This is a genomic window from Streptomyces sp. NPDC020898 (assembly GCF_044333925.1).
GTDB lineage: Bacteria > Actinomycetota > Actinomycetes > Streptomycetales > Streptomycetaceae > Streptomyces.
Map to the genome: position 1 here is coordinate 1361596 of NZ_JBIRRV010000001.1, position 26217 is coordinate 1387812.

A 26217-nucleotide genomic window follows, 5' to 3' on the forward strand; every position below is an offset into this window, starting at 1 on the left:
CACCCCCACACTGGCGATGCCACGCCGAGTGCCTTTCCCGTACGTCGCCTCCTTCGCTCCGCTCCTGCCGGTCGTCCTGGTGATCGCCCTGCTGGGGCTGCCGGCCACGCAGGGCACCGACGGCGGGGCCACCCCGGCCGACGCCGTCTCCGGGCTCATGGTCGTGTACTGCTCGATCCGGCTCGTACGGGATCGGCGGCGCCCCCTGTCGCGCACAGCCGCCGTGGTGCTCGGGCTGCCCGTGGTGGGGCTCGCGGTCGCGGCTGTCGGGGCGTCCTCGCCGGCGGCGGGGATCGGGGGCCTGGGGCGCTACCTCCAGATCTTCGTGCTCGTCCCGGCGTCGGTGCTGCTGCTGGTCCGCGACCGGCGTGACTTCCGGGTGCTCGTCTGGTCGTTCGTCGGGCTCGCCCTGTGGCAGGGGGCGGTCGGGGTGCACCAGTACGCGACCGGGACCGGCGCCTCCTACCAGGGCGAGGAGATCCGGGCCGTGGGCACCTTCGGGCCCGCCGATGTGATGGGCATGGCGACCGTCGTGTCGTTCGGGCTGATGTGCTCGGTGGGGCTGGCCCTGGGGTCAACTGCCCCTTGGCAGCGGGCCGTTGCCATCGCCTGCTCCCTGGTGCTGCTGGCCCCGCTCGCGCTGTCCTTCAGCCGGGGCGCCTGGATCGCCACGGCGGCGGCCTGCGCGATCCAGCTGGCGCTGGCCGGGATGCGGCGCGCGCTGAAGGTGGGCGCGGTGGTGGCCGCCTCGGCCGTGATCCTGGTCGGCGGGTTCGGCATCGGTACGGCGATGTTGCAGGAGCGGATCAGCAGCATCACCCAAGTCGCCGACGCCCCCGACCAGTCGGTCACCGACCGGTACACGATGTGGGCGGCGGCGACCGACATGTGGCGCGAACAGCCGCTCACCGGCGTCGGGTTGAAGGGTTTCCCCGAACACCGCGACGGACACGCCTCGTTGGCCCTGTCCTCGGGCAGTGACACGGAGGGCGCGGGCGCCGCGTACCGCAAACAGCCGCTGCTGTCCCCGCACAACATGTATCTGCTGGTGCTGAGCGAGCAGGGGCTGATCGGTCTCCTCGCCCTCGCCGGCAGCTGGCTGGCGCTGCTGGTGTGCGGCCTGCGGGGCCTGGTGCGGGCGAGGCGGTCGCAGTCCGGCGCCGGTCTCGACTGCGCCCTCGCCGCCTGCGGGCTGCTGATCTGGCAGCTGATCGACTTCCTGTACGCCGACATCGGCGGGCCCGCGACCGTGCTGACGGCCGTCGCCTTCGGGCTCGTCGCCTGGTGGGCCCTCGCCGGCGGCGACGAAGCGCCGAAGGCCTCGGCGCGATGAAGGTGGAGCCCGCCAGGGCCGAGGGAGACGCCAAGGTGACGCTGCCCCCCGCACGCGCCGCTTCGCCGGTCGAGTCGACCGGCGGGGGAGACCGGAAGGCCGACGCGGACAGCCGGTACAGCCGAGGCAGCGGCGACGACAGCCCCGCCGAACTCGCCCCCGTTTCACGGAAGTTCCTTGCCCAGGCCACCCTCATCACCGCTGTCCTCTCGGTCGCGGGCGCGCTGCTCGGGCTGGTCCGGGACCAGTCGCTGGCCCGGCTGTTCGGAGCCGGCAGTGACACGGACGCCTTCCTGGTCGCGTGGACCGTGCCGGAGTTCGCGGCGACGCTGCTCATCGAGGACGGGCTGGCCTTCGTCCTGATCCCGGCGTTCAGCATGGCGCTGGCCCAGCGGGCACGCGGCGCCTCGGGCGATCCGGTGCGGGCGCTGGTCGCCACGACGCTGCCCCGGCTCGCGCTGGCGTTCACGGCGGCCGGCGCGCTGCTGATCGCCACCGCGCCCTACCTGGTCGAGGCGCTGGCCCCCGGCCTGCCCGACCCGTCGCTCGCCGTGGACTGCACCCGCCTCACCGCCACCTGCGTCCTCACCTTCGGGCTCGCCGGGTACTGCAGCGCGGCCCTGCGCGCGCACCGGCGATTCCTGGCGCCGGCGGCGATCTACGTGGCCTACAACGTCGGCATCATCACGTCGATGTTCGTGCTGGGCGGGCGCTGGGGGGTGCGCTCGGCGGCGGTCGGGGTGGCGGTGGGCGGCGCCCTGATGGTCGTGACCCAACTGCCCTCAGTTCTACGGCAGTTGCGGCGGCGCCGGTCGGCCGTACCGGAGGAGATCGTGGTCGACGAGGCGTCGTCGGGGGCGCCGATGGCGTTCGCGCTCGTCGCGCCCGTGCTGCTCTTCGCGCTGACCCGGCAGTCCCAGGTGCTCATCGAGCGGTTCCTCGCCTCCACGCTCCCCGCCGGGGCCATCTCGCACCTGAACTACGCGCAGAAGGTCGCGCAGATCCCGATGACGCTGTCGCTGATGCTGTGCACGGTCACCTTCCCGGTGGTCGCGCAGGCCATCGCGGAGGGCGACACCGAGCGGGCCCGCGACCGGGTGGAGCGGGATCTCGCACTGGCTGCCTGGGTGGTGCTGCTGGGCGGGGCGGCGGTGGTCGCCAGTGCACCGCAGATCATCGAACTCCTCTTCCAGCAGGGCGCGTTCACCGCCCGGGACACCGACGCGACGGCCACCGTGATGCGCGTGTACGCGGTCGGGCTGCTCGGTCACACGCTGGTCGGCGCGCTCGTCCGCTCGTACTTCTCCTCGAACCGGCCCACCTGGTACCCGCTGGCCGCGATGGCCGTGGGCATCGTCGCGACCTCCTGGATCGGCGCGTGGGCGGTCGGTCCGTGGGGGGTGCGCGGGATCGCCGCCGCCAACGCGGCCGGGATCACGGTGTCGGCCGCCCTGCTGCTGTACGGCATGGGGCCGCGCAGTGTGCCGATCCGGACCCGGCGGGTGGTGGCCGAGCTGAGCAAGCCGGTGCGCGCGGCGGTGTGCGCGGCGGCTGCGGGGGCGTTCGTGACCAGCCGGATCGACGGGCCGTTGGCGGGGCTCGCCGCCGGTACCGCGGTCGTGACCGTCGTCTTCTTCCTGCTCGGCCGGCTCATGGGGGCCCAGGCCGTGCAGAGCTTCGTACTCGCACTCCGTTCCGTACGTTCCATGACCCGAAGGCTTCCGCATGCCCGCAAGCGCACCCGTCCCCGCCGTCCCCGCCACCGCCGCGTCCGCTGACCGAACCCGAAGAGGCGCCCGCCCGGGGCCCGTTCCCTGGGTGGCGATGTACCACTCCGTGGGCGACTGCTCGGACGACCCGTACCGCATCACGGTCACGCCCGAACGCCTCGACGCCCAACTGCGGTGGCTGCACCGCCGGGGCCTGCGGGGTGTGGGCGTGGCCGAGCTGCTCGCCGCCCGTTCCCGGGGCGAGGGGAAGGGGCTCGTCGGGCTGACCTTCGACGACGGGTACGCCGACTTCCTCACCAACGCCCTTCCGGTACTTGAGCGTTGGGAGTGCGGAGCGACCCTCTTCGTGCTGCCGGGACGGCTCGGCGGCGAGAACGCCTGGGATCCGCTGGGCCCGCGCAAACCGCTGCTCACGGCGGACGGCATCCGTGCCGCCGCCAAGGCCGGAGTCGAGATCGGGTCGCACGGGCTGACGCACGTCGACCTGACGAAGGCCGACGACGAGCTGCTGCACGCCGAGGTCGCCGAAAGCAGAGCGGCACTCTCGGAGTTGAGCGGCGCTCCGGTCGACGGGTTCTGCTACCCGTACGGAACCGTCGACCAACGAGCCGCGGACGCCGTGAAGGCGGCCGGTTACGGATACGGCTGCGCCATCGACCCGGGACAGCTCAACGGAGTGCACGCCCTCCCCCGCGTCCACATCGGCGAGAACGACACCGCCGCACGCCTGCATCTCAAGTACCGGCTGCACCGGCTGCGGCGCCGACCGGTCGAGGGGGTGTGACGGCGGTGAAGGCCCTGCACATCATCACCGGGCTCGGGGTCGGCGGCGCGGAGCAGCAACTCCGGCTGCTGCTGCGGCACTTGCCGGTCGATTGCGATGTCGTGACGCTCACCAACCCGGGCTCGGTCGCCGACGGTCTGATCGCCGACGGCGTCCGGGTCGTCCACCTCGGCATGGCCGGCAACCGGGACCTGGCCGCCCTCCCCCGGCTGGTGAACGTGATCCGCTCCGGCGGCTACGACCTCGTGCACACCCACCTCTACCGGGCCTGCGTGTACGGCAGGATCGCCGCCCGGCTCGCGGGCGTACGGGCGGTCGTCGCCACCGAACACTCCCTCGGGGACTCGCAGATGGAGGGGCGGCGGCTGACCGCCGGGGTCCGCGCCCTCTACCTCACCGGCGAACGGCTCGGCCGCGCCACCGTCGCGGTGTCGCCCACGGTCGCCGAGCGCCTGCGCCGCTGGGGCGTGCCCGCGTCCCGCATCGCGGTCGTCCCCAACGGCATCGACCTGGCCCGCTTCCGCTTCGACCCGGTCGCCCGGCACCGCACGCGCCAGAGCCTCGGGCTGCCCGAGGGGGCGTACGTCGTCGGCGCCGTCGGACGGCTCACGCCGGGCAAGCGCTTCGGCGACCTCATCGACGCCCTGACCCAACTCCCCGAGGACTACTGGCTGTTGCTGGTCGGCGGCGGCCCGGAGGAGCAGGTCCTGCGGCGCACCGCGCGGGACGCCGGGGTGGCCGACCGGGTGCTGTTCACCGGCGAACGCCCGTATCTGCCGGACGGCACCCCCGGCCCCGACCTGCCCTCCCTCACCTCCGCGATGGACCTGCTCGCCTCCCCGTGCCCCGAGGAGGCCTTCGGCCTCGCGGTCGTGGAGGCACTCGCCGCCGGGCTGCCCGTCCGGTACGTCTCCTGCCCGGCGGTCGAGGACCTGCCCCCGGAGGCCGCCGAGGGCGCCCGGCGTGTACCCGGGGGCGCCGACTCCTTCGCGCGCGCCCTCGCCGAGGCCCGCGCGCAGGGCCCATGGGACCGCACGCCTCCCGCCGCGGCCCACCACTACGACATCACCCGTAGCGCCGCCCAGCTCATGGACGTGTACGCGGCCACCATCACCCCCTCCATGACCCCGTCCCCCTCACCCCAGGGAGCCCCTTCCTCATGACCGAGAACCCCAGCAGAACCCACCACCCCGCGAAACGCACCCGCGCTTTGCCCTCCTGGTTCGTGCTCGTGGCCGGCACCGTGCTCGGCGGCCTCCTCGGCGGCGCGTACGGCACCGTCAAGCCGCCCACCTACACGGCCACGAGCTACGTCGTCGCCGTACCGACCGAGAAGTCCGACCCGGCGTCCGCGCTCGGCTTCGCGCAGGCGTACGGGCGGGTCGCCACGCAGCTCGCGGTGCTCGCAGACGCCCAGGCGTCGGCCGGCGTACCGGTGTCGACGCTGCGGAAGAGCGTGCAGGCGGAGACCTCGCCCGACGCGCCCATGGTCGCCGTGTCCGCCACCTCCCCGCGCCGCGACCGCGCCGCCGCCATGGCCAACGCCGTGGCGCGCTCCCTCACCCTGCACGCCAACGGCACCAAGAACTCCACCCACGTGGAGTTGCTCGAGTTCTCGCGCGCGGTCAAACCGGCCGCGCCGTCGTCGGCCTCGCGCAAGGTGACCGGTCTGGTCGGCGCGAGCGCGGGCGGGCTGCTCGGCGGACTGGGCCTCCTCGTACGGCCCCGGCGCCGCACGGAGGAGCCCGCACCCACGGCCTCCGTGCCGGGCCCGGCCGTCGCCGCCGACGCACACGGACAGCTGTGACGGTCACGACCACGGGCGCGGCCCTGCGCACCGAAGTCGTCAGCGACGAAGTCGGCTTCGCCGAACTCGCCCCGGCCTGGGGCCGGTTGTACCGGCGGTGCAACGCGGCGACCCCGTTCCAGAGCCACGCCTGGCTGCACTCGTGGTGGCTGTCGTACGGCGTCCCGGGCCGCCTGCGGATCGTCGTGGTCCGCGATCCGGAGGGCGAACTCCTCGCCGCCGCCCCGCTGATGCGCGTACACCTCCCGCTGCCCGCCCTCGTGCCTCTCGGCGGCGCGATTTCCGACTACAGCGACGTGCTCCTCGACGACGACACGGCCGACGAGGCCGCCACCGCCCTCGCCGAGGGCCTGTCGGACGCGGCCCGCACCGCGCTCATCGACTTCCGCGAGGTCCGTCCGGGCGGCGCGGCGGAACGCGTGTACGAGCGGTGGCTCGGCCCCCGCCGCCAGGTCAGGGACTCCCTGTGTCTGGAACTCCCCGCGGTCTCCATGGACGGCCTGGTCTCCCGCCTCCCCTCCGGGAAGGCACAGCGGGTCCGCGCCAAGCTGCGCAAGCTGACCGCCCTCGGCGTCGAGCGCCGCGTCGTCCGCCCCGACGAGGTCGACACGGCCCTGGCCCGCCTGCTCGAGCTGCACCAACTCCAGTGGCAGGGCCGCAAGGTGACGTCGGAACACCTCCAGCCCCGGTTCCGCGAGCACCTCGCCCGGTCCGTCGGCCCGATGGTGCGCTCCGGCGACGCCGTGGTCACCGAGTTCCGCCTCGACGACAGCGTGGTCGCCGTCGATCTGACGCTGCTGTCGGGACGCCTCGCGGGCGGCTATCTGTACGGCGCCCACCCGGGCCTGCGGAAGCGGAAGGCGGACGTCGCCGTGATGCTGCTGGACGCCTGCGCCCAGCACACGGGGGCGGGCGGGCACGGCACGTTGAGTCTGCTGCGCGGTGACGAGCCGTACAAGCACCACTGGCGCCCCGAACCGGTCGTCAACCAGCGCCTGTTGCTGGCCCGGCGGCGGACGGCACCGCTGCTGTCGGCGGTCCTGTGCGATGTCGCTGCCCGCAGCCGGGGCAAGGAACTCCTGCGCCGGCTCCGGGAACGCGACGGAGGCGGAAACAGCGGCGGAAACGGAAACGGTGGCGGCGGATCGTGAACGACCCGCCGCCACCGGGCGGTCACCGGTTGCGCGACCACCAGTCGAAGCGCAGACACAGCTTCCCGCCGATCCAGTACTCCACCCAGTCGCCCAGTTCCACCGGCGAACAGCTGGGCGGCGGCAGCGGCACGGGCGGCGTGACCGGGACCGTGGGCTTCGGCGGCTCGGGCGTCGGGACCGGCGTCGGGACCGGCGTCGGCACGGTCGGCACCGTGTCCTTACGGCCCATCAGCACCTGGCGGTACACCTCGGACGCCTGCGGATTGCTGCCGCACTGCCACACGCCGTGCGGGCAGTAGTCGGTCAGCGTGTTGTACAGCGGCTTGTGCTCGTCCATCCACGCGAGCATGCGCCGCATGTACTCCGGGTTGTCACCGTTACGGAAGAGCCCCCATTCCGGATAGGAAATGGGCTTTCCGTGCGCCTTGGCGAAGTCGACGTGCGCCTGGAGTCCGTAGGGCTCTGTCACCTGTTCGTCGAATGACAGCCCCCGGGGCTGGTCGTAGGAGTCCATTCCGATGATGTCGACCGTGTCGTCCCCCGGATAACACTGCGTCCAGGGAATGGCGTCCTTGCCCCGGGTCGGATTGAAATCGAACCGGAATTTCTGGCCCGGCACCGCACGCATGGTGGTGACGATCCTGTTCCAGTACTTCTTCCAGGCCTCCGGGTCCGGCCCGCAGCGATGGGTGTAGGTAATGCCGTTCATTTCCCAGCCGAGCACGATGACCGTGTCCGGGATCTTCAGATCGACCAGCCGCTGGGCCAGGGCCCGGAAGTGGTGATCGTAGAGACCCGCCGCGCCCAGCCGCAGCAGCCCCCGGACCTCGCGGTCGGAGACCCCCTCCTCGTTGCGCTCCTGCATGGGCACGTTGAGGACGAACAGCCGGTCCTCCTCGGCCCGCCGCCAGTCCGCCCACACGTCGAGGAACCCGGGCAGTCCCTCGATGTTGCTCCACCGGTCACCCGGCAGGTAGGTGTGCCCGACGGTCAGATCGGCATCGCCCAGCCAGCGGCTGAGGGCGGCGATCCTGGCCGTACCCCGGCTGCCGTCGTAGTCGACGTACGCACCGAAGGCCGGGAGGCGGGGTGCCGCCGGCGGCTCGGGGGGCTCGATCCTGGGCGGCTCGGGTGCCACCGGGGGCTCGGGCGCCACGGGCGCGACCGGTGCCACCGTCGAGGTGGGCGGCGACACCGTGGTCGGTACGGGAACGGGAGGATCGGCCACCCCCGCGCCCACGGCGTGTCCCGGCCCCGTCGCCAGGACGGCCGACGCGGCCACCGTCGCCGCGATGAACGCCAGCCGACCGGTGCGGGCCCGTCGCTTGTGTGGGGCCATGCCTGCTCCTTCCTCCACTCTCGTACTCCCTGCTTTCTCGCTGTCTCGGTTCCGCACTGCCAGGCCAGTTCTCGTTCTGCCTTTTCACCTACTGACACTCAGTCATATGAGTATGAATGCCGCCACCGCGCTTAGGACTTTCGAGTGTTCCGCTCGCCCGCACGAGTGAACCGACCCGAGGGAAACCCGAAAACACATGTCCGTATCGCTGCTCGACACCCGCGTCCCCGCCGTCCTCGTACGGATCGACCGGAATCCCTTCCACCACGGAACGCTGGGCGCCGTACGCTCGCTCGGCCGCGCGGGCGTCGACGTGCACCTGGTCGCCGATGTCGGCGGAAGTCCCGTACGCAGATCCCGTTTCGTACGACAACTGCATCCGCCGCCGCCACCCGGCGCGGCCCCCGCCGACATCGCCCGCGTCCTGCTGCGGGTGGCCGCCCGGGTCGCGCGGCCCGCCGTACTGATCCCGCTCGACGACGCGAGCGCCGTCGCGGTGAGCCGGGCCCGGGTCGAGCTGGCGCCCGCCTTTCTCCTGCCGCAGCAACCCGGCGCACTGGCCGCACAGGTGGCCGACAAGGCCGAACTGGCCGCCGTCTGCGCGGCCTTGGACCTGCCGCACCCACTGACGCTGATCCCGGACAGCGCGGCCGAGGCCGCCGCCGCGGCCTGGCGGCTCGGCCTGCCGGCGGTGGCGAAGTGGAGCCGCCCCTGGCTGCTCCCGGCGGCCGGCGACCTGCGCAGCACGGTCGTGATCCGCTCCGCCCGGCAGGCACGGGAGCTGTATCTGCGGACGGCGGAGGCGGGCAGCCGGCTGCTGCTCCAGGCGTTCCTGCCCCCGGGACCCGACCTCGACTGGTTCTGCCACGGGTACGCCGACCGCACCGGCACCGTGCGCGGCGGCGGCCCCGGCCGCAAACTCCACGCCTGGCCGCGCGGCGCCGGCCTGACCTCGGTGGGCCGCTGGACGCCGAACGCGCCGGTGCGGGCGCTCACCGAACGCCTCGTCGGCGAACTGGGCTACCGGGGCATCTTCGACCTCGACTTCCGCCGCTGCCCCACCACCGGCGCCTACCACCTGCTCGACTTCAACCCGCGCCCCGGCGCCCAGTTCCGGCTGTTCACCGACACGGCCGGACTGGACGTCGTACGCGCCCAGCACCTCGACCTGACGCACCGTCCCATGCCGCAGGGGGCGCCCCGGCCCGGGCGGGCGTTCGTGGTCGAGAACTACGCGCCGCTCAGCGCGCTGCGCCCGGCGCCGGCCGGCCGCGAACTGGCCTGGCACGCCCCGGACGACCTCGGCCCCGGCTGGGCGATGTGGGCCCTGTGGGCCCGGCACGCGGCCCGCCGGCTGCCGGCCCGGCTGCGACGGCTGGGCGAGAGACCCGAGCGGGACGACACGCGCACCCGCGTGGTCCGCCAGTCGGCGAACACCGCACCGCCCCTGACCGACAGTTCCCTGACCGACGACGAGAAAGCGACCAGTCACTGATGTACGACCTGCTGGTGGTGGGCGCGGGCCCCTACGGCCTGTCCATCGCCTCCCACGCCGCGGGCGCCGGACTCCGCCTGCGCGTCCTGGGCCGCCCCATGGCCTCCTGGCGCGACCACATGCCCCGGGGCATGTACCTCAAGTCGGAGCCGTGGGCGTCGAACCTGTCCGACCCCGACGGCCGCTGGCGCCTGGACGCGTACTGCGCCGGGCAGGGCGTCGAGGCTCGGCACGGGGAGCCGATCCCGTTGGAGATGTTCGCCGCGTACGGCCAGTGGTTCGCCCGCAACGCGGTACCCGAGGTCGACGAGCGGACGGTGACCCGGGTGACACCCGTGCCCGGCGGCTTCGAGGCGCTGACGGAGGACGGCGAGACGGTCCGCGCCCGGACCGTCGCCCTGGCGGTCGGTGTGCTGCCCTTCGTGGAGATCCCGGCTCCCCTGCGCGGCCTCGGCCCGGACCTGGTGTCCCACAGCAGCCACCACGGCGACCTCGACCGCTTCCGCGACCGGGACGTCACGGTGATCGGCGGCGGCCAGGCAGCCCTGGAAACGGCGGCCCTGCTCGCCGAACAGGGCACCCGGGTAAGGGTGTTGGCCCGCGCGGAGCACGTGAACTGGAACGACGTACCGCCCCCGTGGCAGCGCCCCTGGTGGCGTTCGGCCCGCGCCCCGCACAGCGGCCTGGGCTGCGGCTGGCGCAACTGGTTCTACGCCGAACGCCCCGGTCTCTTCCACCACCTCCCGGACCCGACCCGCGCCCGCATCGCCGCGACGGCCCTGGGCCCGGCGGGCGCCTGGTGGGTACGCGACCGCGTGGAACCGGCGGTGGAGATGCTCCTCGGCCAGGAGGTCGCGGAGGCAAGGGAGTTGAGGGGAAGCTCGGGTGGCGGCGTACGCCTGGACACGGTCACCCGGTCCGGCGAGCGGCACTCCCTGGAGACCGAACACGTCATCGCGGCCACGGGGTTCAGGGCGACCTGCGACCGACTGGCCCTGCTGGACGCCCAACTCGCCGCCGGCCTCCTCGCGTTGGACGACGGCTCGCCGGCGGTCGGACGGCACTTCGAGTCCTCGCACCCCGGCCTGTTCCTGGCGGGCCTGGTGACAGCCTCCGGCTTCGGCCCGGCGATGCGCTTCGTCCACGGCGCGACCTTCACGGCCCAGACCCTCGTACGAGGGGTACGACGCCGGCTGCGGGCGGGGGCCCGGGACGCCGACGGGACGGTACCGGGGCCGGTGCGGCGCGCGAGCGCGGTGGAGGCGGCACGGCGTTAGGCACCGGGCGCGCAGCACCCCGCGCCCCTGAGGGGGGGCGCGGGGCTGCACTCGACTTCGCGAGGTCCGCTCAGAGCGCGGGCGGCACCCGGTGCGTCACCCGTGCGTCACTGATGGTCGCCGGATCGGCCCCGGCGGTACAGGACAACTCCACCGGCGATCAGCACGGCGCTGACAGCCCCGGCCGCAAACAGTTCCTCCCGGCTACCGGTCTCCGGCAGGGTGGGCGGCTTCGTCGGCGGGACGGTGGGCGGCGCGGTCGGCGACCCGGTGGGGGGCCCCGTGGGGGGCTTCGTCGGCGGAGTCGTGGGGGGCGTGCTCGGCGGGCCCGTGGGGGGCTTCGTCGGAGGCGTGGTGGGCGGCTTTGTCGGAGGCGTCGGGGGCTTCGTCGGAGGCGTGGTGGGCGGCTTCGTCGGCGGAGTCGTAGGGGGCTTGGTCGGCGGGCCCGTGGGAGGCGTCGTGGGTGGCGTGGTTGGGGGGCTCGTGGGCGGCTTCGTCGGAGGCGTCGTAGGGGGCTTGGTCGGCGGGCCCGTGGGCGGCTTCGTCGGCGGAGTCGTCGGGGGCGTGGTCGGAGGGCCCGTGGGCGGCTTCGTCGGCGGAGTCGTCGGGGGCGTGGTCGGGGGGCCCGTGGGCGGCTTCGTCGGAGGCGTCGTCGGGGGCTTCGTTGGAGGAGTCGTCGGAGGCGTGGTGGGCGGCTTCGTGGGTGGGGTGTCGCCGTAGCCGCCGGGTGTGTCCGACCCGCCGTTGCCGTGGCCCTCCTCGTTGCCGTTGCCCTCCTCGTGGCCGTGGCCCTCCTCGTGGCCGTGGCCCTCGCCATGGCCGTTGCCGTTGCCGTTGCCGTTGCCGTAACCCGGGTCGTCGTGCGGAGCGCCAGGCGCTCCGTGCGAACCCGAGCCGTTGGCACAGGAGTTGCCGCAGGTGTCCGCCTGGACGTGCGCCGGCGCATTCGCCGTGCTGCCCGACACGGCGACGGGTGAGCCCTTGGGGGTCCCGCTCGCGTCGGCGAGGGCTGTCACGCCGTACAGGGACAAGATGCTCGTCGCGGCGGCCGCCACGACCATCCCCCTGCTCAGAGTCGATCGCATTCTGATTATCTTTCTGGTGGGAGAGGTGAGAAAAAGCCGGCCTTGGCACCGAATGGCTCTCCAAGACCGGCCCAGACACCGCCGAACGGCAGGTGCGACGACGTCAGTCGTTGATGCAGGTGTTGCCGACCGCCGGGTTCAGCAGCGCGATGATGTTGATCGAGTTACCGCACACGTTGATCGGAATGTGGATGGGAACCTGGACGACGTTGCCGGAGAGCACACCCGGGGAGTGGGCGGCGACGCCCTCCGCCTCGGCGTCCGCGAACGCCGGGGAGGCCATTCCGAGCGCCATGATCACGCCGGCGATGACAGCAACGCTCTTCTTCATGAAGTTTCCCTTCTCTGCGGTCATGCCCCTATGTCGGCCGAAGACCGAGCGAGCACACATGGACGGCTCGCACCATGACCGGCAGTTGTAAAACGAGAGATAGACAGCCGAAGAAACTACGGAACGTACTCCCACTGGTAATTCACTCGAACGCCCTGAAGCAGGGGGAAACACACATCACACGAATGAAGGAAAGAACTCGGGGGACAAAAAACTCGGGCAGCCCCCGCACATGGTGCGAGGGCTGCCCGAGCTGCATCTACGGGCTACCGGACGACTGTTGACGACTAGTCAGCCGGCGGCGACAGGTCAGCTGTTGCCGAGGCCGTTGCCGGACAGGACCGGAATGTCGCTGAGGATGTGCGACAGGGGCTCGTCGCCCTTGGCCTGCGTCGAGTTCTCGGCGCACTGCTGGTTCTGCGGAGCAGACAGGATCGGGATGTCCTGGACGGCGATCGGCACCCCGCCGAGGACGGAGCCCACGTTGCCCTTGACGGGCAGACCGACACAGAGCTTGTTCAATGTGCCCTGCGCGAGGCTCATCTGGGGGCTCATGTCGCCCTTGGTCATGGAGTTGCCGAACTTCGAGACCGCGCCGTTCCCGCTGACGGACGTGGTGCCGCCGTCGTCCGCTGTGGCAAGCGCCTGAGGGGCGGTCGCCGCCGAGATTCCGACGACAGATGCGGCTACCGCCGCCGCGGCCATTGCCTTCTTCAGCATTTCGCTTTCCTTTCCTGGCAGAGACACAACTGTTCCTGCTCTCTCATCAACCGGGTGCGCGGGGATTGGTTTCGCTGCTTCACCCGGTTGGCCCGTTCCTCACCCGGAAATTCGTGGAACGCCCGGCATGCACAACCCTCAGAAACGCTCCCCGATGTGGGCCATCGGAGTGAACCGCAGCAACTATGCGCCCCGGAGACAGTTGACCAGGGCGGCTCCGGTGGACGGGGTTTCTTCCGAAGGGACTAGCAAGTGATCAAGAAGGTTATGGCTGCCGCCGCAGTCGCCGCTTCCGTCATCGGTGCCTCCGCCGCGGTCGCTCCGCAGGCAATGGCGATCGCCAACGACGGTGGCACGACCTCCACCAGCGGCAACGGCGCCATCCAGAAGTACGGCAACTCGGCCACGTACGGCAACATGAGCCCGCAGATGGCGCTCATCCAGGGGTCGCTGAACAAGCCGTGCATCGGCCTCCCGGCGAAGCTCAACCTCGGTTCCGCCGCCGGCGTGGTGCCGATCGCCGTCCAGGACATCCCGATCCTGTCGGCTCCCCAGAACCAGCAGTGTGTCGAGAACTCGACGCAGGCCAAGGGTGACGAGCCGCTGTCGCACATCCTCAGCGACATCCCGGTCCTGTCCGGCAACGGCGTCGGCAACAACTGACCGGCACCACCAGTTCCACCGGCGACAACTGAGCCGGGCGTACGTCCGGGCTCTCTTCGAGCCTTCACCAGCGGGCCGTCGGATTACCGGCGGCCCGCTGGCCTACGTTGCGCCAGGTGACAACGAGGCACTTTTCGCCCCGGTTATCCCGTTCTTGCCCGGCTGTGTGGCGTCGCGCTGGTGTGCGCCGCGACCGCGATCGGCTGTGGCACCTCCCAGGAGCGGCCGCTGAGACCCGCGGGCGGCGCCGGTCCCCGCCAAGAGCGCCGACATGCTGCTGCTGGGCACGGACGGCCGCAGCACCATCACCGAGAAGGAACGGCGCAAGTTCCACGCGGGCGGTGTGCCCTGCAACTGCGCGGGCGTGATGATGCTCATCCACATGTCCGCCGCGCGTGACCGCGTCAGCGTGATCGGCCTGCCGCGCGACTCCTTCGTCACGATTCCGGCGTACAGACCCAAACCCTCCGCGAAGCAGCGCTCCGCGCATCCCGCGAAGCTCAATACCGCGTACGCGGAGGGCGGGGCCCCGCTCGTCGAACGTACGGTGGAGGCGGCGACCTGGGTGAGCGTCGAGCACTATCTGCAGCTCGGCTTCCGGCGGTTCATCGACGCCGTCGACCAGGTCGGTGGCGTCGAGGTGTGCACGAACCGGCGGCTCAAGGGCGGGCAGTCCTTGCAGTACGTCCGCTCGCGGAAGGTCGACCTGAGCGCCGACCTGGGGCTGATCCAGCGGCAGCAGCGGTCCCTGGTCGCGGCACTGGAGCAGCTGACCGCCCGGAAGGTGCTCACCGACCCGGTCGCCATGGCGTGGGTGGCCCGGACGCTGCTCGGTCCGGCCAAGGTCCAGCAGGGGTTCGGGAAGGACGGGACGAAGGCGCTGGTCGCCCTCGCCTCGGCGCTGAGCAAGGTGCCGGCCGCCCGGACGGAGTTCGCCACCGTGCCGATCGCCGGGTTCAACCCGCCGAAGGCGGGCATCGGTTCGACTCTGCGCTGGGACGCCGCGAAAGCGAAGGCCATGTTCGCCAAGGTGCGCGAGGACCGGCCACTGATCCCGGCCGGTTCGGACCCCAAGCCCAGCGATCCACCGCGGTTCGGGAAGGACGTACCGGTACGGGGCAGCAGGCTGGCGTGCCCCTGAGCGGGTGGTCGGCGAGGGCGAGCAGTCCCCTGCCCATGAAGGGCTGCTCGCACACCTCAATCGCTGGGCCAAACGGGGCAATCACCGCAACCCCGGCCGGGGTCGGCGCGTTGACGATCACGCAGCTCCTCACCGGAGTCCGCATTTCGAAGGGAACGAATATGAAGAAGCTGTGGGCTTCCGCGGCCATCGCCGCCTCCGTCGCCGGTATCTCGGCGACGGCAGCACCCCAGGCCCTGGCGATCGCCAACGATGGTGGCACCACCTCCATCAGCGGCAACGGCGCCGAGCAGGAGTTCGGCAACTCGGCCACGTTCGGTGACATGAGCCCGCAGCTCTCCCTGGTCCAGGGTTCGCTGAACAAGCCGTGCATCGGCCTCCCGGCCAAGCTCAACGTCGGTTCCCTCGCCGGCGTGGCGGCGATCGCCGTCCAGGACATCCCGATCCTGTCGGCCCCGCAGAACCAGCAGTGTGTCGAGAACTCGACGCAGGCCAAGGGTGACGAGCCCCTGTCGCACATCCTCAGCGACATCCCCGTGCTGTCCGGCAACGGCGCCCACAACAACTGAGCCTCCCCGCTCGGTCGCGGCGGCGGGTCACCGGTTCTCCGGTGACCCGCCGTTCGGCGTTTCCGGCGGACGAGGTGCCGCACGGTACGCAGGGGAGGCACCCGGCGGACCCGGCCCCGCACGGCGTGGGTACGTTTCAGCACGGCGCGGGGCGACGGTCCGGCGCCGGCTCGACCTCCCCCCACCGAAAGGAATCCCGTGCGGTCCGTTCTTCTCGCCGTGTGCACGTCGGCCCTCGTGGCCGTCTCCGGCGCGGTGCCCGCCGTCGCTCAGACCTCGACTCCGGCCTCGACTCCGGTACGGGCAGCTGCTGTTGCTTCCACCGGATCCTTTTCCCTCACCCCGCTGACCGACCTGTTCGCCGAGCGACTGCTGGTCGCCGACAAGGTCGCCGCCGCCAAGTACGGCACCGACAAGCCGATCGACGATCCGGTGCGCGAGCAGCAGATCCTGGCCGACGTCTCCGCGCGGGCCGTCGGGCTCGGCCTCGACCCGGAGGCGGTGGCCGCGGTGTTCCGGGACCAGATCGAGGCGAACAAGGTGGTCCAGCGTGGGCTGTACGCCCGCTGGGACGCGCATCCCGAGCTGCGGCCGACCGAGCGGCCTGACCTGGTCAAGGAGGTCCGGCCGATTCTGGATCGGATCACTACCGAGTTGCTGGACGCGTTGAAAGCGACGGAAGGGGTGAGGAAGGGGTACGGGTACAGGTGCGAGTTGTTGTTGGGTGCTGCTGCGGGGCGCTCCGCGTATGAGTACCGGTTGGATTACTTGCATCTGACGGGGCTTGGGCGAGCTGTGCCGTCGGTCTGCGGTTAGCGTGCCTTGGGATGTTTGTCGGCCGCAGGCCTGTGGGGGCTTGTCGCGCAGTTCCCCGCGCCCCTGAGGGGCGCTCATCTCAGTCCTCGTAGCGGTCGGCCTGTTCTATCGCCTCGGCCAGTTGGCGTACCGCCTTGTCCTCTGTGGTGTCCGCCAAGTCGTCGGCCCTGTCGGCCAGTTCGTTGAGGGAAGGGGCGCCGGGCAGGGTGGTCCAGCGGTCGTCGCTCTTGCGCAGGGCGTCGGCGAAGTAGGCGGCCACCGCGGTGACCTGGAGGCGGGACGGGGCGTCCCAGAGCGCTTCGTCCACCGCCTTGGACTCCAACTGGCCGGATTCCTCGTGGGGTTCGCGGGTTTCGGGGTCGAGCCAGCGGACCGTCGCCGTGGCGAGGTGGCCCGAGGTGCCCTGCTTGGCGCGGACGGCGTAGAGGGCGGTGACCGTGTGGCCGGGGCCCACCTCTCCCCCGTCCACACGGTCGTCGCGGAAGTCGTCGTCGGCGACCTCGCGGTTTTCGTAGCCGATCAGGCGGAACTCGGCGACGGTCTCCGGGTCGAAGGCGACCTGCGCCTTGGCGTCGCGGGCCGTGAGGTCGATGTTGCGCGGGAGCTCCTCGCAGAAGACCTTGCGGGCGTCGGTCTCGTTCGAGACGTAGGTGGTGTGGCCGTCGCCCTTGTCGGCGAGGCCTTCCATCAGGGCGTCGCCGTAGTCGCTGCCGACGCCGACCCCGAAGAGGGTGATGCCGTGTTCGCGGCGGGCGTCGGAGATGCGGTCGAGGATCGAGTCTGCGTCGGTGTCGCCGGTGTTGGCGAGCGCGTCCGAGACCAGGACGACCCGGTTCGTGGCGCCCTCACGCAGACCTTCGACGGCGGTGGCGTAGCCAGTGCGGACGCCTGCGCCGAGGTTGGTCGACTCGGTCGGTTCCAGGTCGTCGATCGCCTCGTGGACGCGGTCGCGGTGGTCGTCGAGGCGGGTCATCGGCAGCACGGTCTCGGCCTCGTCGCTGAAGGTGACGATCGCGACCGAGTCGTCGTCGCGCAGACGGTCCGTCATCACGCCGAGGGAGTCCTTGGCGAGGTCGAGGCGGCCGGGCTCGGCCATGGAACCGGAGATGTCGATGACGAACGTGAGGGCGGCCGGCGGGCGTTCGCCCTCCCGCTCGGCGGTGCGGGTGGCGAGGCCCACGCGGACCAGGGACCAGTCCTCGCGGTCGGTGCGGGCGCCGTCGACGGTGACCGAGAAGCCGTTGCCGTCGGGGCGTTCGTAGTCCTGGCGGAAGCTGTTGACGAACTCCTCCGGCCGGACCGTCGAGGGGTCGGGGCGGTGGCCGTCGGCGAGGGTGCGGCGCGCGTAGCCGTAGGAGGCGGTGTCGACGTCGAGGGCGAAGGTGGAGAGGTAGTCGGGGGCCGGGGCGAAGTCCCCTTCCGTGTCCCGCTGTTCGCCCTCCCTTTCGCCCTCGCCCTGTTCGCCGCTCCCGCCGCTCCGGTCCGGTGCGGGCAGGTAGCCCGAGGTGCCGCCGGAGTTCTGCTTGCCGCTGCCGCTGTCGTCGCTGCTGCTTCCGTTCACTCCGCTGCACCCGGTGACCAGCAGGCCGCCCGCGGCCGTCAGCGCGATCAGCGTGCCCCGCAGCTTCCGTATTCTGTTCCGCTCCATCTGCCGTGCCCCCTCCGTCCGTTGACGTCGGCCGACGTCAACCTCTGTGACTGTGACGGCGGAGGGGGCGGGAATGTGCGGTACGGGGTGTTGCGGATGGATCTCGAAGTGGCCACGGCAGGCGGCCTCCGAGACCGGTAGGTGATCCTCCGGTGACCTAGGAGACGATGTCCTTGCGGGCGAAACCCCGGAAGGCCAGGGCGAACAGCACCAGGGCGTACGTTACGGAAACCGCCGTCCCCTGGATCATGCCGCCCCACTCCGGGCGGGGCTGGATGGCGTCGGCCCAGGCGAACTGCCAGTGCGCGGGCAGGAAGTCGCGCCAGCCTCCGAGGGCCGTCACGGCGTCCAGGACGTTGCCGACGATGGTCAGGCCGACAGCGCCGCCGACCGCGCCCAGGGGGGCGTCCGTCTTCGTCGACAGCCAGAACGCCAGCCCGGCGGTGACCAGTTGGGACACGAAGAGGTATCCCACGACCACCACCAGACGCTGGGCCGCCGTGCCCGCGGACAGCGAACCGCCGGTGGGGATCTCCAGGGGGCCCCAGCCATAGGCCGCCGTGCCGACGGCGATGGCCACTACCGGCAGCAGCACCATCGCGGCCAGGCTCATGCCGAGGGCGACGGCGAGCTTGGACCACAGGAGGCGGGCGCGCGGCACCGGGGCGGCCAGCAGATAGCGCAGGGAGGACCAGCTGGCCTCCGAGGCGACCGTGTCCCCGCAGAACAGGGCGACGGGGATGACGAGCAGGAAGCCCGCGGAGACGAAGAGGTTGACGGCGACGAAGTTGGCGCCGGACGCGGTGGCCGTGTCCATCAGGGTGACCTGGCCGTTGCGCCCGTCGGGCTCGCCGCCGATCGCGAACGCGGCGACGAGGATGAACGGCAGCGCGGCGAGGATGCCGCCCATGACGAGCGTACGGCGGCGCTTGAGCTGGCGGACCAGCTCGACGCGCAGGGGCAGTGTCCGCCGGGCGCGGTACCCGTCGGCGGTCTCCGCCCGCTCCACGAGCGTGCTCATGCGGAACCTCCGATCAGGGTGAGGAAGGCGTCTTCGAGGCGTCGGTGGGGGCCCACCGACTCCACGGGCACTTCGAGGCGGACGAGTTCGACGACGAGGCGCTGGGCGCTGCCGTCGTCGGGGGCGAGCCGGACCAGGAGGCCGTCGTCGGTGCGTACCGCGGTGACGATGCCCGGGAGGGCGGCCACCTTCTCGACGATCGGCTCCTCCACGGGGGTGGTGGTGCCGACGAGCAGGGTGTCGCCGGAGCCGATGATCTCGCTGACCGGGCCCGCCTGGACCAGCTTGCCGCGGTCCATGACGACGAGGTGCGTGCAGGTCTGCTCGACCTCCGCCAGCAGGTGGCTGGAGACGATCACCGTGCGGCCGGCCTCCGCGTACCGGATCAGCACCTCGCGCATCTCGCGGATCTGGGGCGGGTCGAGGCCGTTGGTCGGTTCGTCGAGGATGAGGAGGTCGGGCAGGCCGAGCATGGCCTGGGCGATGGCCAGGCGCTGGCGCATGCCCTGGGAGTACGTGCGGACCGCGCGCGCGAGTGCGTCGCCGAGGCCCGCGATCTCCAGGGCCTCGTCCATGTGCGCGTCCTCGGCCGGGCGGCCTGTCGCCTGCCAGTACAGCTCCAGGTTCTCGCGGCCGGAGAGGTGCGGGAGGAAGCCGGCGCCCTCGACGAAGGCGCCGACGCGGGAGAGCACGGGGGCTCCGGGGCGGATGGCGTGCCCGAAGACACGGATCTCGCCGTCGTCCGGCTTGATGAGGCCCATCAGCATGCGCAGGGTCGTCGTCTTGCCGGCGCCGTTGGGGCCCAGGAGTCCGAGGACCTGGCCCTTCTCGACGCGGAACGACAGGTCCCGTACGGCGTACCGGTCCGAGGACTTGGCGTACCGCTTGCTCAAGTCGGTGATCTGGAGCGGGACTTCGGCCAGTTCGGGGTCCGGGGCGGAGGGTGCCGCCGTACGCCGGCGGCCGGACAGGAGCAGGGCCAGGGCGAGCCCGGCGCCCGCGAGGGGCAGCCACCACACCCAGGCGGGCAGCCCGGCCGAGGCCGTGGTGACGCCGGGGGCGGTGGGGATCTCCAGGTCGCCCTTCAGGGAGACGGTGTACGAGGCCGGGGCGACCGGTGACGCGTAGCCGAGATCCGTGGAGGCGAGGACCAGGCGCAGGCGGTGGCCCTGTTCGACCTCGTGGTCGATCGCCGGGAGGGTAATCGTGACGTCCTTGCCCTCCTTGGCGCCCTCGACCCTGATCGGGGTGACGAGCTGGGCGGGCAGGACCTGCTGGCCGCCGTTCGCCGAGACGTCGTACACCTTGGCGAAGAGGACCGCGTCCTCGCTGGTCGACTTGATGTGGACGGTCGCCGTGGGGGAACCGGTGATCCGTACGTCGTCGACGACCGGCGCCGAGTCGAAGCGCGCGTTCTGGCCCGGGAAGTCGATCGAGAGGCCGACGCCGAGTGAGGAGAGCTGGGACAGGCCGCCCGCCGCGCCGAGGCCGGGCAGGGAGGACACGGCGGGCGGGTTGGCGCCGGCCGGGTTGTCGAACGTCTGCTCGCTGCCGGTCAGGGTGACCGCGCGCTGCCCGCTCTCGAGCCCCGGGTAGGTGTCCGAGGTGGCGCCGCGGAGGGTTGCCGCGCCGTCCGTCGAGTCGATGCCGCCGGTGCGGGTGACGCGGAAGGCGGGGCCGGTGTCGGTGCCCTTGTCGTTCTTCAGGTAGCGGTCGAACCAGGAGGTGACCCGGGACTGGACACGGCTCGTCTCCAGGTCGCCGCCGTCATGGCCGCCGGAGATCCAGTCGACGTCCACGGGGGCGCCGTTGGCGCGGATCGCCTTTGCGGCGGCGTCGGCCTGGCCTAGCGGGAAGAGGGAGTCGGTCTGGCCCTGGATCAGCAGGGTGGGCACCTTGATGCGGTTGCCGACGGCTGACGGCGACCGGTCGGCGAGGAGGGTGGTGGCCTCGGCGTCCGGCTTGCCGGCCTCGGCGACCCTGTCGTACATCTCACACAGCGTGGCCTCGAACTGGTCGCAGCCGCCGCCGGTGTTGATGAAGATGCCGGCCCACTGCTTCTTGAAGACGCCGTTCGGGAAGAGGGCGTCCGCGAGGTTCCAGTAGGTGATCGCGGGCGCGATGGCGTCGACCCGGTCGTCGTATCCGGCGGCGAGGAGCGAGATCGCGCCGCCGTAGGACCCGCCGGCCATGCCCACGCGCGGGTCGCCGCTCTTGTCGAGCTGGACCTCGGGGCGCTTGGCCAGCCAGTCGATCAGCTTGGAGACGTCGGCGACCTCGGCCTTCGGGTCGTTCAGCCCGATCTTCCCGGTCGATCTGCCGAACCCGCGTGCTGACCAGGTCAGCACCGCGTATCCGTCGCGGGCGAGGTCCTGGGCCTGGTCCCGCAGGTCGTCCTTGCTGCCGCCGAATCCGTGCGCGAGGAGAACGGCGGGACGGCGGTCGGAGTCCGGCCCCGAGGTGAAGTACGAGGTGTCGAGGTGCACCCCGCCGCCCATGTCCATGATGCGGTCGGCGCGGTGCACCGCGGGCGTGTCGTCCGAGGCGACGGCCGTCCACGTACCGGCACCGGCGAGTACGACGGCGGCGGCCACGGCGGCGACGAGCCGCCGTGGCCGCCGGGGCCGCGCCCCTCGCAGTCCGGGCATTCGAAGATCCATGCGTCAACGGTACGTGTCCGCACTGACATCCGAGGCCATCACCGGTCGGAACCTCCCACCATCCTGCGGGCGTACGGCACGGGACCGGCGTACACCAGCCGTGGTACGAACGGGCCCTTGGAGATGCGGGCTGGGGAGATGCGCCGCGCCGTGACGGTCGTCGAGGTGGCCACCGCCGAGCACCTGTTCGGGTGAGGACTTCGAGGCGCGTGTAGTTCGTTGACCGCGGGCCCGTGGGGGCTGGTCGCGCCCCGCGGCGGAGCCGCAGATCGATACAGCCCCGCGCCCCTGAAGGGCGCGATTCCGCGCCGCCTTCCCCAAGGCCCCCGGCAGCTGGGCCGCGTAACGCCGGTGCCCGCCCCCAGTAAGGAGGCGGGCACCGGCGTACAACAGGAACTCGCTCAGTGGTTGCGCGGGAAGCCCAGGTCCACGGCTGAGGGGCCGTCCGCCGGGTCGGGCCAGCGGGTGGTGACGACCTTGCCTCGGGTGTAGAAGTGGGTGCCGTCGTTGCCGTAGATGTGGTGGTCCCCGAAGAGGGAGTCCTTCCAGCCGCCGAAGGAGTGGTAGCCCACCGGGACCGGGATCGGGACGTTGACGCCGACCATGCCGGCCTCGATCTCCATCTGGAAGCGGCGGGCGGCGCCACCGTCCCGGGTGAAGATCGCGGTGCCGTTGCCGAAGGGGGAGCTGTTGATCAGCGCCACGCCCTCGTCGTACGTGTCGACGCGCAGCACGCACAGCACCGGGCCGAAGATCTCGTCCGTGTAGGCCTTCGCCGAGGTCGGGACCTTGTCGAGGAGCGAGATGCCGATCCAGTGGCCGTCCTCGAAGCCCTCGACCGTGTAGCCGCTGCCGTCGAGGACGACTTCCGCGCCCTCGGCCGCCGCACCCGTGACGTACGAGGCCACCTTGTCGCGGTGGACCGCGGTGATCAGCGGGCCCATCTCGGAGGTGGGGTCGTTGCCGGGGCCGATCTTGATCTTCTCGGCGCGCTCGCGGATCTTCTCGACCAGCTCGTCGCCGATCGCGCCCACCGCGACGACCGCGGAGATCGCCATGCAGCGCTCGCCCGCCGAGCCGTAGGCGGCGGAGACAGCGGCGTCGGCCGCCGAGTCCAGGTCCGCGTCCGGGAGGACCAGCATGTGGTTCTTGGCGCCGCCCAGGGCCTGGACACGCTTGCCGTTCGCCGAGGCCGTGGTGTGGATGTAGCGGGCGATCGGGGTCGAGCCGACGAACGAGATCGCCTTGACGTCCGGGTGCTCCAGGAGACGGTCGACCGCCACCTTGTCGCCGTTGACGACGTTGAAGACGCCGTCGGGCAGGCCCGCCTCGGACAGCAGTTCGGCGAGCTTGAGCGCGGTCGACGGGTCCTTCTCGGACGGCTTCAGCACGAACGTGTTGCCGCACGCGATGGCCAGCGGGAACATCCACATCGGCACCATGGCCGGGAAGTTGAACGGCGTGATGCCGGCGACGACACCCAGCGGCTGGCGGATGGACGAGACGTCGACACGGCTCGCCACCTCCGTCGACAGCTCGCCCTTCAGCTGCACGGTGATACCGCACGCGAGTTCGACGATCTCCAGGCCGCGGGCCACTTCGCCCAGCGCGTCGCTGTGCACCTTGCCGTGCTCGGCAGTGATCAGCTCGGCGATCGCGTCACGGTTCGCGTCCAGCAGCGCGCGGAACTTGAAGAGGATGGTGCTGCGCTTGGCCAGGGACGACTTGCCCCAGGTCGCGTACGCGTCCTTGGCCGCCGCTACCGCCGCGTCGACCTCGTCGACGGTGGCGAAAGCGACGTTCGTGGTGACCGCGCCGGTCGCGGGGTCGGTGACCGGCCCGTACGTGCCCGACGCGCCTTCGACGGTCTTGCCGCCGATCCAGTGGTTGACGATCTTCGTCATGCCCAGGTTCTCCTTCACAGATGGCGGCGTCGGGTAGAGACGTGCCGTTCGTACAGCTCACGTGCCTTGACCGCTGACGGGCGGGTCGCGGTCTCGGCCACAGGGACATCCCACCAGGCCTGCGCCGGAGGCGCGCCCGACACTGTGTCTGCCGTTTGGGTCTCGACGTAGACACAAGTGGGAGAGTCGGCGGTACGGGCCTCGGCGAGCGCCGCCCGCAGCTCCCGTACCGTCTTCGCGCGCAGGACGCGCATGCCAAGGCTGGCCACATTGGCGGCCAGGTCCACGGGCAGCGGGGCGCCCGTGTAGGTTCCGTCGTCCGCCTGGTAGCGGTAGGCGGTGCCGAAGCGCTCGCCGCCCACCGACTCCGACAGACCGCCGATGGACGCGTAGCCGTGGTTCTGGATCAGGAGGATCTTGATGGCGATCCCCTCCTGCACGGCCGTCACGATCTCCGTCGGCATCATCAGATACGTGCCGTCGCCCACCAGCGCCCAGACGGGACGCTCGGGCGCCGCCAGCTTCACACCGATCGCGGCCGGGATCTCGTACCCCATGCACGAGTAGCCGTATTCGAGGTGGTACTGGTCCCGCGACCGCGCGCGCCACAGTTTGTGCAGGTCACCGGGGAGCGAGCCGGCCGCGTTGATGATCACGTCCGACTCGTCGGCGATCTCGTCCAGCGCGCCCAGGACCTGGGGCTGCGTGGGGCGTACGTCCGGCTCGTCGGCCTCGTAGGCCGCGTCGACGCGCTGTTCCCAGCGTTCCTTGTCCTCGGTGTACTCGCCGACGTACGCGTCCGTGACCCGGTGGTCGTGCATCTGGAGCGCCTCGGTCAGCTGCTGCAAGCCGCTGCGGGCGTCCGCGATCAGCGGGGTGGCGGACAGCTTGTGGCCGTCGTACGGGGCGATGTTGAGGTTCAGGAAGCGGACGTCCGGCGACTCGAACAGGGTGTGGGAGGCCGTGGTGAAGTCCGTGTAGCGGGTGCCGATGCCTATCACCAGGTCGGCTGTGCGGGCGAGTTCGTCCGCCGTCGCCGTGCCGGTGTGGCCGATACCGCCTACGTCCTGGGGGTGGTCGTGGCGCAGGGAGCCCTTGCCTGCCTGGGTGGAGGCGACCGGGATGCGGGTCGACGAAGCGAACTCCGCCAGCGTCTCTTCGGCTCGGCTGTGGTGGACTCCGCCGCCTGCCACGATCAGGGGGCGGCGGGCGGTACGGATCGCCTGTACCGCCTCCGTCAGCTCGTCGGGGTCGGCGGCCGGGCGGCGTACGTGCCACACGCGGTCGGCGAAGAACTCGTCCGGCCAGTCGTACGCCTCGGCCTGAACGTCCTGCGGGAGAGCGAGAGTTACGGCGCCCGTCTCAACAGGGTCCGTCAGTACGCGCATTGCCTGCAGCGCGGCCGGGATCAGTGCCTCGGGGCGCGTGACGCGGTCGAAGTACCTCGACACGGGGCGCAGGCAGTCGTTGACCGACACATCGCCGGCGTACGGGACTTCGAGCTGCTGGAGGACCGGGTCCGCCGTGCGGGTCGCGAAGGTGTCGCCGGGGAGGAGCAGGACCGGGAGGTGGTTGATCGTGGCGAGCGCGGCGCCGGTGACGAGGTTGGTCGCGCCGGGGCCGATCGAGGTCGTCACGGCGTGCGTGGAGAGGCGGTTGGACTGGCGGGCGTAGCCAACTGCCGCGTGCACCATGGACTGTTCGTTGCGGCCCTGGTGGAACGGCATCTCGTCGCCGTACTCGATGAGCGCCTGGCCGAGGCCGGCGACGTTCCCGTGGCCGAAGATGCCCCAGGTCGACTCGATCAACCGGCGGCGGACGCCGTCCCGTTCGGTGTACTGGGCGGCCAGGAAGCGTACGAGCGCCTGCGCGACCGTGAGCCTCGTCATTGAGGTCTGCGGGGTCATCGGTATCCCCCTGTGCTTTCTACGTGGGCCGGGTGGAAGCAGATCCGCCACTCCCGCGTCTCACCCGGCCCCGCCATGACGTTGAGGTAGTACATGTCGTGGCCGGGCTGGGCGATGGAAGGGCCGTGCCATCCGTCGGGTACGAGGACGGCGTCGCCGGAGCGGACCTCCGCGAGGACGTCGGATCCGCCCTCACGGGAAGGGGATACGCGCTGATAGCCGAAACCGTTCGGGCCGTCGATCTCGAAGTAGTAGATCTCCTCCAACTCCGCTTCCACGCCCGGCCGGTGCTCGTCATGCTTGTGCGGCGGGTACGAGGACCAGTTGCCGCCGGGCGTGATGACCTCGACGGCGATCAGCTTGTCGCAGTCGAAGGCGTCGGCGGAGGCGAAGTTGCGGACGTGGCGGGTGCGGTTGCCGGTGCCGCGTTCTTCGAGGGGGACCTCCGGCGCGGGGCCGTAGCGAGCGGGGAGTTGTCGCCCACACTTCGCTCCTGCCAGGGCGAAGCGGCCTCCCGCGCCGGAGGCGATCTGTGCCTGGGTGTCCCGGGGTACGTATGCGAAGTCGGTGACCGACGCGAACACGCTTTCCCTGCCCAGGAGTTGGAACTCGTCGTGCGTGGTGCCGTCCTCTACTCGCACCGTACAACCGCCGTTGAGCGGCAGGACGATCCACTCGCTGTCACCGGAGGTGAACGTGTGGGTGCCGCCGGGGGCCAACTCGACGACACGCAGGCTGCTGTGGGTCCAGCCGGCCCGCTTCGGGTCGATGTCGACGGCGTACTGCCCGTTCGCGGAGGTGCCGCTTTCGACGTACAGCTCGGTCATCGCGCG

At 71.5% G+C, this 26217-nt stretch carries 23 protein-coding genes; 12 read left to right on the forward strand and 11 right to left on the reverse strand.

Annotation, left to right across the window (positions count from 1 at the left end; all coding sequences use genetic code 11):
• The first annotated feature begins 16 nt into the window (after positions 1–16).
• From ACH4TV_RS05935 to ACH4TV_RS05960, 6 genes are read left to right on the forward strand one after another with little or no spacing between them, the layout of a single operon-like run.
• Positions 17–1333 carry an O-antigen ligase family protein gene (locus tag ACH4TV_RS05935; protein ID WP_398395384.1) on the forward strand — a complete coding sequence of 439 codons (1317 nt, stop codon included), beginning with the start codon at positions 17–19 and terminating at the stop codon, positions 1331–1333.
• On the forward strand, positions 1330–3111 hold the full coding sequence (murJ, locus tag ACH4TV_RS05940) for a murein biosynthesis integral membrane protein MurJ (RefSeq protein ID WP_398394589.1): 1782 nt from the start codon (positions 1330–1332) through the stop codon (positions 3109–3111). The genes ACH4TV_RS05935 and murJ overlap by 4 nt, the downstream gene beginning before the upstream one ends.
• Positions 3112–3157: 46 nt before the next feature.
• A complete protein-coding gene (locus tag ACH4TV_RS05945) occupies positions 3158–3847 on the forward strand; it encodes a polysaccharide deacetylase family protein (RefSeq protein WP_398394591.1) in 690 nt (229 codons plus the stop codon).
• Between the two features lie 5 nt (positions 3848–3852).
• Positions 3853–5010 (forward strand): glycosyltransferase, encoded by a 1158-nt coding sequence (locus tag ACH4TV_RS05950; RefSeq protein ID WP_398395386.1) that lies wholly within the window; start codon positions 3853–3855, stop codon positions 5008–5010.
• Complete coding sequence (locus tag ACH4TV_RS05955; protein ID WP_398394593.1) at positions 5007–5654, forward strand: lipopolysaccharide biosynthesis protein; 648 nt, start codon at positions 5007–5009, stop codon at positions 5652–5654. The genes ACH4TV_RS05950 and ACH4TV_RS05955 overlap by 4 nt, the downstream gene beginning before the upstream one ends.
• Positions 5651–6805 (forward strand): GNAT family N-acetyltransferase, encoded by a 1155-nt coding sequence (locus ACH4TV_RS05960; RefSeq protein WP_398394595.1) that lies wholly within the window; start codon positions 5651–5653, stop codon positions 6803–6805. The genes ACH4TV_RS05955 and ACH4TV_RS05960 overlap by 4 nt, the downstream gene beginning before the upstream one ends.
• A 22-nt stretch (positions 6806–6827) precedes the next feature.
• Here the strand turns inward: ACH4TV_RS05960 and ACH4TV_RS05965 are convergent, their stop codons facing one another.
• A complete protein-coding gene (locus ACH4TV_RS05965) occupies positions 6828–8147 on the reverse strand; it encodes a glycoside hydrolase family 26 protein (RefSeq protein ID WP_398394597.1) in 1320 nt (439 codons plus the stop codon).
• A 196-nt stretch (positions 8148–8343) separates the two neighbouring features.
• Here ACH4TV_RS05965 and ACH4TV_RS05970 point away from each other — a divergent pair, with 196 nt between their 5' ends.
• Positions 8344–9642, forward strand: a complete 1299-nt coding sequence (locus ACH4TV_RS05970) for an ATP-grasp domain-containing protein (RefSeq protein ID WP_398394599.1) — start codon at positions 8344–8346, stop codon at positions 9640–9642.
• Complete coding sequence (locus tag ACH4TV_RS05975) at positions 9642–10919, forward strand: NAD(P)-binding domain-containing protein (RefSeq protein ID WP_398394601.1); 1278 nt, start codon at positions 9642–9644, stop codon at positions 10917–10919. The genes ACH4TV_RS05970 and ACH4TV_RS05975 overlap by 1 nt, the downstream gene beginning before the upstream one ends.
• 107 nt (positions 10920–11026) lie before the next feature.
• On the opposite strand, the gene ACH4TV_RS05980 is transcribed toward ACH4TV_RS05975, so the two are convergent.
• From ACH4TV_RS05980 to ACH4TV_RS05990, 3 genes are all read right to left on the reverse strand, one after another.
• A complete protein-coding gene (locus ACH4TV_RS05980) occupies positions 11027–12004 on the reverse strand; it encodes an LPXTG cell wall anchor domain-containing protein (protein ID WP_398394603.1) in 978 nt (325 codons plus the stop codon).
• A 103-nt stretch (positions 12005–12107) separates the two neighbouring features.
• Positions 12108–12359, reverse strand: coding sequence for a chaplin (locus ACH4TV_RS05985; protein WP_398394604.1), 252 nt, complete (start codon positions 12357–12359; stop codon positions 12108–12110).
• 285 nt (positions 12360–12644) lie between these two features.
• Positions 12645–13055, reverse strand: coding sequence for a rodlin (locus tag ACH4TV_RS05990; RefSeq protein WP_398394606.1), 411 nt, complete (start codon positions 13053–13055; stop codon positions 12645–12647).
• A gap of 252 nt (positions 13056–13307) precedes the next feature.
• Between ACH4TV_RS05990 and ACH4TV_RS05995 the strand changes: the two genes are divergently transcribed.
• From ACH4TV_RS05995 to aroQ, 4 genes are all read left to right on the forward strand, one after another.
• Positions 13308–13718: a rodlin gene (locus tag ACH4TV_RS05995; RefSeq protein ID WP_398394608.1), complete on the forward strand. Its 411-nt coding sequence runs from the start codon at positions 13308–13310 to the stop codon at positions 13716–13718.
• Positions 13719–13989: 271 nt separating this feature from the next.
• Complete coding sequence (locus ACH4TV_RS06000) at positions 13990–14859, forward strand: LCP family protein (RefSeq protein WP_398394610.1); 870 nt, start codon at positions 13990–13992, stop codon at positions 14857–14859.
• Positions 14860–15020: 161 nt separating this feature from the next.
• A complete protein-coding gene (locus ACH4TV_RS06005; protein ID WP_398394612.1) occupies positions 15021–15428 on the forward strand; it encodes a rodlin in 408 nt (135 codons plus the stop codon).
• Between the two features lie 198 nt (positions 15429–15626).
• Positions 15627–16244: a gamma subclass chorismate mutase AroQ gene (aroQ, locus tag ACH4TV_RS06010; protein WP_398394614.1), complete on the forward strand. Its 618-nt coding sequence runs from the start codon at positions 15627–15629 to the stop codon at positions 16242–16244.
• Between the two features lie 79 nt (positions 16245–16323).
• On the opposite strand, the gene ACH4TV_RS06015 is transcribed toward aroQ, so the two are convergent.
• From ACH4TV_RS06015 to iolB, 7 genes are all read right to left on the reverse strand, one after another.
• A complete protein-coding gene (locus tag ACH4TV_RS06015; protein WP_398394616.1) occupies positions 16324–17892 on the reverse strand; it encodes a von Willebrand factor type A domain-containing protein in 1569 nt (522 codons plus the stop codon).
• Positions 17893–18049: 157 nt separating this feature from the next.
• Entirely contained in the window at positions 18050–18913 is an 864-nt protein-coding gene (locus ACH4TV_RS06020) for an ABC transporter permease (RefSeq protein ID WP_398394618.1), read from the reverse strand.
• A complete protein-coding gene (locus ACH4TV_RS06025) occupies positions 18910–21573 on the reverse strand; it encodes an alpha/beta fold hydrolase (RefSeq protein WP_398394620.1) in 2664 nt (887 codons plus the stop codon). The genes ACH4TV_RS06020 and ACH4TV_RS06025 overlap by 4 nt, the downstream gene beginning before the upstream one ends.
• A 38-nt stretch (positions 21574–21611) precedes the next feature.
• Positions 21612–21746 carry a hypothetical protein gene (locus ACH4TV_RS06030; RefSeq protein WP_398394621.1) on the reverse strand — a complete coding sequence of 45 codons (135 nt, stop codon included), beginning with the start codon at positions 21744–21746 and terminating at the stop codon, positions 21612–21614.
• Between the two features lie 228 nt (positions 21747–21974).
• Positions 21975–23477, reverse strand: coding sequence for a CoA-acylating methylmalonate-semialdehyde dehydrogenase (gene mmsA / locus ACH4TV_RS06035; RefSeq protein WP_398394623.1), 1503 nt, complete (start codon positions 23475–23477; stop codon positions 21975–21977).
• A gap of 14 nt (positions 23478–23491) precedes the next feature.
• Positions 23492–25384, reverse strand: coding sequence for a 3D-(3,5/4)-trihydroxycyclohexane-1,2-dione acylhydrolase (decyclizing) (iolD, locus tag ACH4TV_RS06040; protein WP_398394625.1), 1893 nt, complete (start codon positions 25382–25384; stop codon positions 23492–23494).
• Positions 25381–26211: a 5-deoxy-glucuronate isomerase gene (gene iolB / locus ACH4TV_RS06045; RefSeq protein WP_398394627.1), complete on the reverse strand. Its 831-nt coding sequence runs from the start codon at positions 26209–26211 to the stop codon at positions 25381–25383. The genes iolD and iolB overlap by 4 nt, the downstream gene beginning before the upstream one ends.
• Positions 26212–26217: the final 6 nt, after the last annotated feature.

Excerpts from the sequence above, each read along its gene's own strand:
- ACH4TV_RS05985 (WP_398394604.1), bottom strand. The coding sequence starts at position 12,359 with ATGACCGCAGAGAAGGGAAACTTCATGAAGAAGAGCGTTGCTGTCATC.
- ACH4TV_RS06025 (WP_398394620.1), bottom strand. The coding sequence starts at position 21,573 with ATGGATCTTCGAATGCCCGGACTGCGAGGGGCGCGGCCCCGGCGGCCA.
- ACH4TV_RS06005 (WP_398394612.1), top strand. The coding sequence starts at position 15,021 with ATGAAGAAGCTGTGGGCTTCCGCGGCCATCGCCGCCTCCGTCGCCGGT.
- ACH4TV_RS05965 (WP_398394597.1), bottom strand. The coding sequence starts at position 8,147 with ATGGCCCCACACAAGCGACGGGCCCGCACCGGTCGGCTGGCGTTCATC.
- ACH4TV_RS05975 (WP_398394601.1), top strand. The coding sequence starts at position 9,642 with ATGTACGACCTGCTGGTGGTGGGCGCGGGCCCCTACGGCCTGTCCATC.
- ACH4TV_RS05935 (WP_398395384.1), top strand. The coding sequence starts at position 17 with ATGCCACGCCGAGTGCCTTTCCCGTACGTCGCCTCCTTCGCTCCGCTC.
- ACH4TV_RS06020 (WP_398394618.1), bottom strand. The coding sequence starts at position 18,913 with ATGAGCACGCTCGTGGAGCGGGCGGAGACCGCCGACGGGTACCGCGCC.
- ACH4TV_RS05990 (WP_398394606.1), bottom strand. The coding sequence starts at position 13,055 with ATGCTGAAGAAGGCAATGGCCGCGGCGGCGGTAGCCGCATCTGTCGTC.
- iolB (WP_398394627.1), bottom strand. The coding sequence starts at position 26,211 with ATGACCGAGCTGTACGTCGAAAGCGGCACCTCCGCGAACGGGCAGTAC.
- ACH4TV_RS05970 (WP_398394599.1), top strand. The coding sequence starts at position 8,344 with ATGTCCGTATCGCTGCTCGACACCCGCGTCCCCGCCGTCCTCGTACGG.
- ACH4TV_RS05955 (WP_398394593.1), top strand. The coding sequence starts at position 5,007 with ATGACCGAGAACCCCAGCAGAACCCACCACCCCGCGAAACGCACCCGC.
- ACH4TV_RS05945 (WP_398394591.1), top strand. The coding sequence starts at position 3,158 with ATGTACCACTCCGTGGGCGACTGCTCGGACGACCCGTACCGCATCACG.
- murJ (WP_398394589.1), top strand. The coding sequence starts at position 1,330 with ATGAAGGTGGAGCCCGCCAGGGCCGAGGGAGACGCCAAGGTGACGCTG.
- iolD (WP_398394625.1), bottom strand. The coding sequence starts at position 25,384 with ATGACCCCGCAGACCTCAATGACGAGGCTCACGGTCGCGCAGGCGCTC.
- ACH4TV_RS06015 (WP_398394616.1), bottom strand. The coding sequence starts at position 17,892 with ATGGAGCGGAACAGAATACGGAAGCTGCGGGGCACGCTGATCGCGCTG.
- ACH4TV_RS06000 (WP_398394610.1), top strand. The coding sequence starts at position 13,990 with ATGCTGCTGCTGGGCACGGACGGCCGCAGCACCATCACCGAGAAGGAA.
- ACH4TV_RS05980 (WP_398394603.1), bottom strand. The coding sequence starts at position 12,004 with ATGCGATCGACTCTGAGCAGGGGGATGGTCGTGGCGGCCGCCGCGACG.
- mmsA (WP_398394623.1), bottom strand. The coding sequence starts at position 23,477 with ATGACGAAGATCGTCAACCACTGGATCGGCGGCAAGACCGTCGAAGGC.